6 protein-coding genes are annotated in these 6,442 nt (G+C 62.3%); 5 read left to right on the top strand and 1 reads right to left on the bottom strand.

Annotation, left to right across the window (positions count from 1 at the left end):
• The first annotated feature begins 37 nt into the window (after positions 1–37).
• Positions 38–1,051, top strand: coding sequence for a branched-chain amino acid ABC transporter permease (locus MOV75_RS23440; RefSeq protein ID WP_246929894.1), 1,014 nt, complete (start codon positions 38–40; stop codon positions 1,049–1,051).
• A gap of 325 nt (positions 1,052–1,376) precedes the next feature.
• Here MOV75_RS23440 and MOV75_RS23435 read toward each other — a convergent pair whose 3' ends face one another.
• The gene (locus MOV75_RS23435) at positions 1,377–1,820 is read right to left on the bottom strand and encodes a thioesterase family protein (RefSeq protein WP_246929896.1); all 444 of its coding nucleotides are present in this window, start codon (positions 1,818–1,820) and stop codon (positions 1,377–1,379) included.
• A gap of 274 nt (positions 1,821–2,094) precedes the next feature.
• Here MOV75_RS23435 and MOV75_RS23430 point away from each other — a divergent pair, with 274 nt between their 5' ends.
• The 4 genes from MOV75_RS23430 to MOV75_RS23415 form a co-directional block, all read left to right on the top strand.
• The gene (locus MOV75_RS23430; RefSeq protein WP_246929897.1) at positions 2,095–3,924 is read left to right on the top strand and encodes a tannase/feruloyl esterase family alpha/beta hydrolase; all 1,830 of its coding nucleotides are present in this window, start codon (positions 2,095–2,097) and stop codon (positions 3,922–3,924) included.
• A gap of 321 nt (positions 3,925–4,245) precedes the next feature.
• The gene (locus tag MOV75_RS23425) at positions 4,246–5,505 is read left to right on the top strand and encodes a Rieske 2Fe-2S domain-containing protein (protein ID WP_246929898.1); all 1,260 of its coding nucleotides are present in this window, start codon (positions 4,246–4,248) and stop codon (positions 5,503–5,505) included.
• The gene (locus MOV75_RS23420; RefSeq protein ID WP_246929899.1) at positions 5,505–5,999 is read left to right on the top strand and encodes an aromatic-ring-hydroxylating dioxygenase subunit beta; all 495 of its coding nucleotides are present in this window, start codon (positions 5,505–5,507) and stop codon (positions 5,997–5,999) included. Before MOV75_RS23425 ends, MOV75_RS23420 begins: the two co-directional genes overlap by 1 nt.
• A gap of 15 nt (positions 6,000–6,014) precedes the next feature.
• On the top strand, positions 6,015–6,442 hold a 428-nt coding region (locus tag MOV75_RS23415; RefSeq protein WP_247006698.1), incomplete at its 3' end, for an enoyl-CoA hydratase/isomerase family protein.

Below are 6,442 nucleotides of genomic sequence, written 5' to 3'. Positions count from 1 at the left end.
GCCTGTTCGGCCGGCACATCGTCAAGCGAGTTTGATCATGAGCGCTGCAGAAGAAGTCGTCGGCGAAGGCCACGAGGCGGTCGAGGCGGTTCCGAAGCGGGCCATGACGCTGGGCACGGGCACCTCGCTGCTGGTGCTGGCGGTGCTGTTGATCGTGCCGGTGTTCGTCAAGAACTTCATCATCTTCCAGATGACGATGCTCCTGATCTACGGGCTCGCGGTGCTGGCGCTCAACATCCTGACCGGCGGCTCCGGACAGTTCTCGCTCGGCCAGAGCGCGTTCTACGCCGTCGGCGCCTATACGACCGCAGTGCTCTTGGAGCACTTCAACGTCAATTATGCGCTGACGCTGCCGGTCGCCGGCGTGGTCTGTTTCGGCTTCGGTTACCTGTTCGGCAAGCCGGCACTGCGGCTGTCGGGCGTCTATCTCGCGCTCGCCACCTTCGCGCTCGCAACTGCGATGCCGCAGCTGCTCAAGCTGAACGTTATCGAGCACTGGACCGGCGGCGTACAGGGCCTCGTCGTCACCAAGCCTGACGCGCCGTTCGGCCTGCCGATGTCGCAGGACATGTGGCTGTACTACTTCACGCTCATCGTGACGCTCGCGATCTACATCTTCGCGGTGAACCTGCTGCGTTCCCGCTCGGGCCGGGCCTTCATGGCGATCCGCGACAACGAGATCGCAGCTTCCGCGATGGGTGTGGATGTCGCGCTCTACAAGACGCTGGCCTTCGGAGTGAGCGCCGGCATCACCGGAGTAGCGGGGGGGCTGAGCGCCATTGCGGTGCAGTTCGTCGCGCCCGACAGCTACACCTTCCTCCTCGCGATCTCGCTGTTCCTGGGCATGGTCGTCGGCGGCGTCGGCTGGCTGCCCGGCTCGTTCGTCGGTGCTGCCTTCATCATCTTCGTGCCGAACATCGCGGAAAGCATCTCCAAGGGCCTCTCCGGCGCGGTGTTCGGCGTGCTGCTGTTCCTCGTCATCTACCTTGTGCCGCACGGCGCAAGGCAGATCGCGCTTCTTGCTCAGAGAAAGCCTTCAGGGAGGAGATGACGAGAATGCCGGGCGATCAGCAGAAGCCGTACTGAGGAATTGACCGCTCAGGCCAGCATAGGAGTCGTTCGATTCATGACATTCATGCTTACGCCAATTTCCGGTGTCCGCTTTGTGAGACACCGTGAGCCATTCTACACTCAAGAATTTCATAATGATAATTTCAACCAGGCAATTGGCGGGATGCGACGCAATTGGGTGCGGCGCGTGCTCGACTGGTATGGGGCGATTGTGCCCGGTTACTTTCGATGCTGAGCCGTCGCCATGAGACGGCCGACCTGATCGTGCTTCAATACACGGGAATATCGGGCCGACCGCGCGAGGGCTAATGCCGGAGCAAGTCTCCAATCGCAGATCTTTGCTCTTCGGTCAGCGATACTTTCGCTCGCGTTTCGGCGTCGACATAGACGTGCGTGAATTTACAGACGGCCGATGCCTTGTCGGCGGCTTCGCCAAACATCGCGAGCTCGTACGTGATCGAACTGCTCCCCAGTCGACCCAGCCGAATGCCGATATCGACCGTTTCCGGAAAGCCGACCGGAGCCAGGAATTCGCATTCACTGGCGATACAAAGCCCGATCGACGTCTGACCTGGCGCACGGAGAATTCCGCGCTCGATCGCCAGAAGGGTCAAGGCCGTGTCGAACCAGCTATAATAGGTTGCATTGTTCACGTGTCCGTAGGCATCACAATCGGCCCAACGGCTCGAGATCTTCGTCCACCAGACGAAGTCTTTGCGACGCTCGTCGCGCGCCGGACGCTCGGACATCGTAGACGCTCCACTGCAACTCGTACCTGCTGAAGCTTGCCTAGCTTGTCGGATCAAGGGAGGCAAGTCACGAAGAAGCGGACGCGCGTCGATACGCGCCCGCAAAGACATTCGGATGGTGCGCGGCGATGCATGCATCGAGCGCTTCGCTCGCCCACGTCCGGCGGCCACTTGACAAAAATAACATCATGTTAAGTTCGGGTAATAAACGGATAATTGTCCCAGGTCAGCGACGCGCTATCGTTGCAGGCCCGGAATCGAGAGGGATATGTCGATGTCGACTACGCCACGGAAAATCATCTGGTCCCTCCTGCTGCTGGCAGTCTCGAGCCAGCTTGCCAGCGCGCTGGCCGAGCCGCTGTCGTGCGACGATGGTATCAAGCAGGCTTTTCGTCCTGATGAGAATACCAGCGTCGTCGCCGTTCGCCTGGTGAAAAAGGGCGAGGAATTGCTGGCCCCGGACGCGCCGACGCCGATAACGGCGGCCGCCGACCTCTGCCTTGTCAAATTGCTGATCGGCCCTGGCGCCACTGCCGAGAAGGACAAGTCGGCGCGCTCGTATTCCGAAGGCATCGGCATCGAAGTCTGGCTGCCGACACCCGCCAACTGGAATGAGCGCATCCGCAACTATGGCGGCGGCGGCTGGGTTGGCGGCGGACACCGCTATGCCGACAAGATCGGGAGCAAGGTGCCGGCCATCGTCAATGCCAACGTCGGTTATGCTTCCGGCACCACCGATGCCGGCCAGCCCTGGTACCAGGACGGCTCCTTCACGTTCTTATCGGACGGTAAGGTGAATGCCGAGGCGCTGCGCAGCTTTTCGGTCGATGCGATGGTCGAGCAGGCGGTAAAGACGAAGGCGCTGGTCAATCTCTATTACGGCAAGGCGCCCAAGTTTGCCTATTACGACGGCCATTCGCAAGGCGGCCGGCAGGGCATGAAGATCGCTCAGGAATTTCCGGAGCTTTATGACGGCTATCTGATCGCCCAGCCCGCGCTCAACATTGCCAGATTCGGCACCGTCTCGATTTATCCGCAGATCGTGATGAAGACCGAGCTTGGCATCACCGCAGTCAACAAGGCTGAAGCGGCCGCCTTCGCGTCCAGGGTGGATGCGGTCAACAAGCGCGCGGTGGCGAGCTGCGACAAGGCGGGGCTCGGCTTCCTGCTCGATCCCTTTGCGTGCGATTACGATCCTGCACGCGATGCAGCGGCGCTTTGCGCGGGGGAGGCGGGGACCGGCGTCACCGGCAGCAGCAATGATGTGGCGACCTGCATGAGCGCCAGCGAGGCGAGGGCGCTCGGCAAGATCTGGTACGGCGCGGCGCGTGATGGCAACGTCGATGCAGCACAGAGCCGCGATGCCCGGAGCGGAAAGTCGCTCGGCAACAATCAGCTCTGGTGGACGTTCACGCGCGGCACCGCGATCGCCGGCCTGGTCAAGAGCGCATCCACGGACGCTCTGGCGCTGGCCTTGCAGGACGTGCGCTATGCCGCCGATGCCGGCGCGACGTCATCGATCCCGATCGCGAACGGCTCCACGAATGTCCGAAACAAATGGCTCGAACTCGACTATGCCGGTGTTGCCGATGCCTTCGACAAGAACGTCGCCCTGCAGCCGACGCTGTTTGCGGGTCTCGCCACTGACAAGGCCGATCTTGCCAAGCTGCGCGACCTCGGCCGCAAGGTGATCGTCTGGAGCGGGCTTGCCGACGACGCCATTCCGCCGGCAGGCAACGTCAACTATCACGAGCGAGTGTTGGCGGCGATGGGTGGCCAAGCCGAGGTGCAGAAATTCATGCGCATGTACCTGTTGCCCGGCGTCGCGCATTCCTCTCAGGGACGCGCCTATGCGGCCGGGGGGCGCAACGATGCCGTGCCGCTGCCGAAACTGCCCGGCAATGCCAACCAGAAGCCCGCTCGCGAGCAGGATCAGTTCTTCTCCGCGCTCACAGACTGGGTCGAGAGGGGCGTCGCTCCGGAGGAGATCATGCTGATGTCGCGCGATAACACCGTGAGCTATCCGGCGTGTGTCTATCCGCTGATGACCACATGGAACGGCAGCGGGTCGGCAACGCAGCCTTCAAGCTTCAGCTGCCGCTGATCCCTGCCGTGGCCTAACATGGCAACGTCCCATCCTTGCGAGCCGCTGGTCGACGCCGGGGACTGCTTGCGATCACCTGTCGATCAGGGTCCTCCAGCTAAGCTCTGATAGGTCTTCCGCATGATCGGCTCTCCGCGGGCGGCGTCTCCGGCTGCCTGGCAGCGCCCTTTGATCACCGGCGGCTCTGGTCGATAGGCCTGGGAATGGGAGGCCACATCCAGGGCAACGGCGACGCCCACGCATTCGGGCTTGCTGTGCGGCGCCAGCTTTGCTAATAGTTAAACGGTCAGTCGGATTATTATTCGGGTCGGAGGCCAGACGATGAACGTCGTACGCCGGATGGCGCAGTGGAACGAGCTGATCCACCCAGATCGGATCCACGGCTCGCTCTACACCGACCGTTCCATTTTCGAGGCAGAACTGCAGAACATCTGGTACCGCACCTGGGTCTATGTCGGCCACGAGAGTGAGGTCCCCAAGGCCAACGACTACGTCGTCAAGTCAATCGGCCCGCAATCCGTGATCATGACGCGCGACGAGCAGGGCAAGGTAAACCTGCTGCTCAACCGCTGTTCGCACCGCGGCAACCAAGTCTGCTCCTATGAGCGCGGCAATGCGCGGTCCTTCACCTGTCCGTTCCACTCATGGACGTTCGCCAATGACGGCCGCCTGGTTGGTTATGCCTTTCCCGACGGATATGAGGGGCAGGACAGGGCGGAGCTCGCGCTCGGTCGGGTGACGCGCGTCGAATCCCACCGCGGGTTCGTGTTCGGCTCCTTCGCCGCCGAAGGCCCGACCCTGAAAGAGCATCTCGGAGGCGCCGCCGAGACCATCGACCGCCTGGTACGCACCTCGCCGGAAGGCGAAGTCGAGATCACGGCCGGTTTTCTCAAACATCGCGTGAAGGCCAACTGGAAGTTCATCCTGGAGAACGAGTGCGACGGCTATCATCCGGCCTTCGTCCACACCTCGATCTTCGGCGTCGCCGACAGCATGATCGGCAAGCTCTATGGCGGTGCCTCGACCGCACTGACTCGCGACTACGGCAATGGCCACACCGAGATCGACCTGCGGCCCGAGTTCCGCAAGCGCGACCTGCCGATGAGCTGGTTCGGCACCAGTGAAGAGCGCTTGCCGGACTACACGGCGCGCATGAAGGCGGCTTATGGCGATACAGCCGCACGGGAGATCATGATCGATGGCACGCCGCATGTGATGATCTTCCCGAACCTGTTTCTCGCCGAAATCCAGATGTTCGTCATTCAGCCGCTCGGTGTCGACGACAGCGTGCAGCACGTCACGGCGCTGCAGTTCAAGGGGGCGCCTGATCTGAACCGCCGCTTGCGCCAGCAGACCATGGGCTCCGTCGGCCCGGCCGGCTTCCTGCTCGCCGATGATTCCGAGATGTACGAACGCTGCCATCGCGGTGTACTGGCGCGCAATCCGGAATGGGTTTTTCTGGGCCGCGGCGAAAAGCGCGAGCGCCGGGACGAACTCGGCTTCAAGATCGGCCACGTCACCGACGAGGTGCCGTCGCGCGGCATCTGGGCTCACTATCGCAAGCTGATGGAGGCCGCCTGATGCTGTCGCGCGAGAGCAGCGCCACGCTGATGGGCGCCGTGACTGCCTTCCTGAATCGCGAGGCGCGCTTGCAGGACGAGCATCAATACGAGGCCTGGGAAAGGCTCTGGACAGACGATGGCGTCTACTGGGTGCCGGCCAACGGCGCCAATATCGATCCGGAGCGGGAGATGTCCATCATCTACGACAACCGCTCGCGGATCGCCCTGCGCGTGCGCCAGCTCATGACGGGCAAGCATTTCACCCAGACGCCGCAATCTAACCTGCGTCGGCTCGTCTCCAACATCGAGCTGATAGGTGAGCACCCGGGTGGCGACATCGGGGTGGCCAGCAACAGCCTGATCTTCGAATCGAGCTTGCGTGACGATACGCTGTGGGCCGCCCGCAACGAGTACCGACTGCGCCATGTCGATGGCGATTTGCGCATGGCTTACAAAAAGGTGGTGCTCGTCAACAATGACAAGGCGATCTACACACTGTCATTCCTGGTTTAGGAGAGGTCTCGCACCATGATCGACAAGGGACCTGTTCTGCTCGACATCGACAAGGGCATCGCGCATCTGCGTCTCAACCGGCCCGATGCCGCGAACGGCATGAGCGTCGAGCTTCTCAGCGCGCTCTGCGATGCCATCATGGCGTGTCACGGCCACCCCGATCTGCGCGTGGTGCTGCTGAGTGGCGAGGGTGCGAACTTCTGCGCCGGTGGTGACGTGCGCGCCTTTGCATCCAAAGGCGAGAAATTACCGGACTATATCCGCCAGGCGACGGCCTATCTGCAGAATGCGGTCACCGGCTTGTTGCGGCTCGAAGCACCTGTCATCGCCTCGGTGCACGGCTTTGCGGCGGGCGGCGGCGGGTTCGGCCTCGTCTGCGCCTCAGACATCGTCATCGCGGCCGAGTCGGCCAAGTTCCTCGCGGGGGGAACGCGCGTTGCGAT

Origin of the sequence: Bradyrhizobium sp. PRIMUS42 (assembly GCF_023006515.1) — a bacterium.
In the GTDB taxonomy this organism is placed as follows: Bacteria; Pseudomonadota; Alphaproteobacteria; order Rhizobiales; family Xanthobacteraceae; genus Bradyrhizobium.
Note: the sequence above shows the minus strand (reverse complement) of the source record. Positions and strands in the feature narration are given on the sequence as shown.

What these genes read in the sequence shown, in the direction of transcription:
- MOV75_RS23440 (WP_246929894.1), top strand. Translation starts at nt 38, where the DNA reads ATGAGCGCTGCAGAAGAAGTCGTCGGCGAAGGCCACGAGGCGGTCGAG.
- MOV75_RS23435 (WP_246929896.1), bottom strand. Translation starts at nt 1,820, where the DNA reads ATGTCCGAGCGTCCGGCGCGCGACGAGCGTCGCAAAGACTTCGTCTGG.
- MOV75_RS23430 (WP_246929897.1), top strand. Translation starts at nt 2,095, where the DNA reads ATGTCGACTACGCCACGGAAAATCATCTGGTCCCTCCTGCTGCTGGCA.
- MOV75_RS23425 (WP_246929898.1), top strand. Translation starts at nt 4,246, where the DNA reads ATGAACGTCGTACGCCGGATGGCGCAGTGGAACGAGCTGATCCACCCA.
- MOV75_RS23420 (WP_246929899.1), top strand. Translation starts at nt 5,505, where the DNA reads ATGCTGTCGCGCGAGAGCAGCGCCACGCTGATGGGCGCCGTGACTGCC.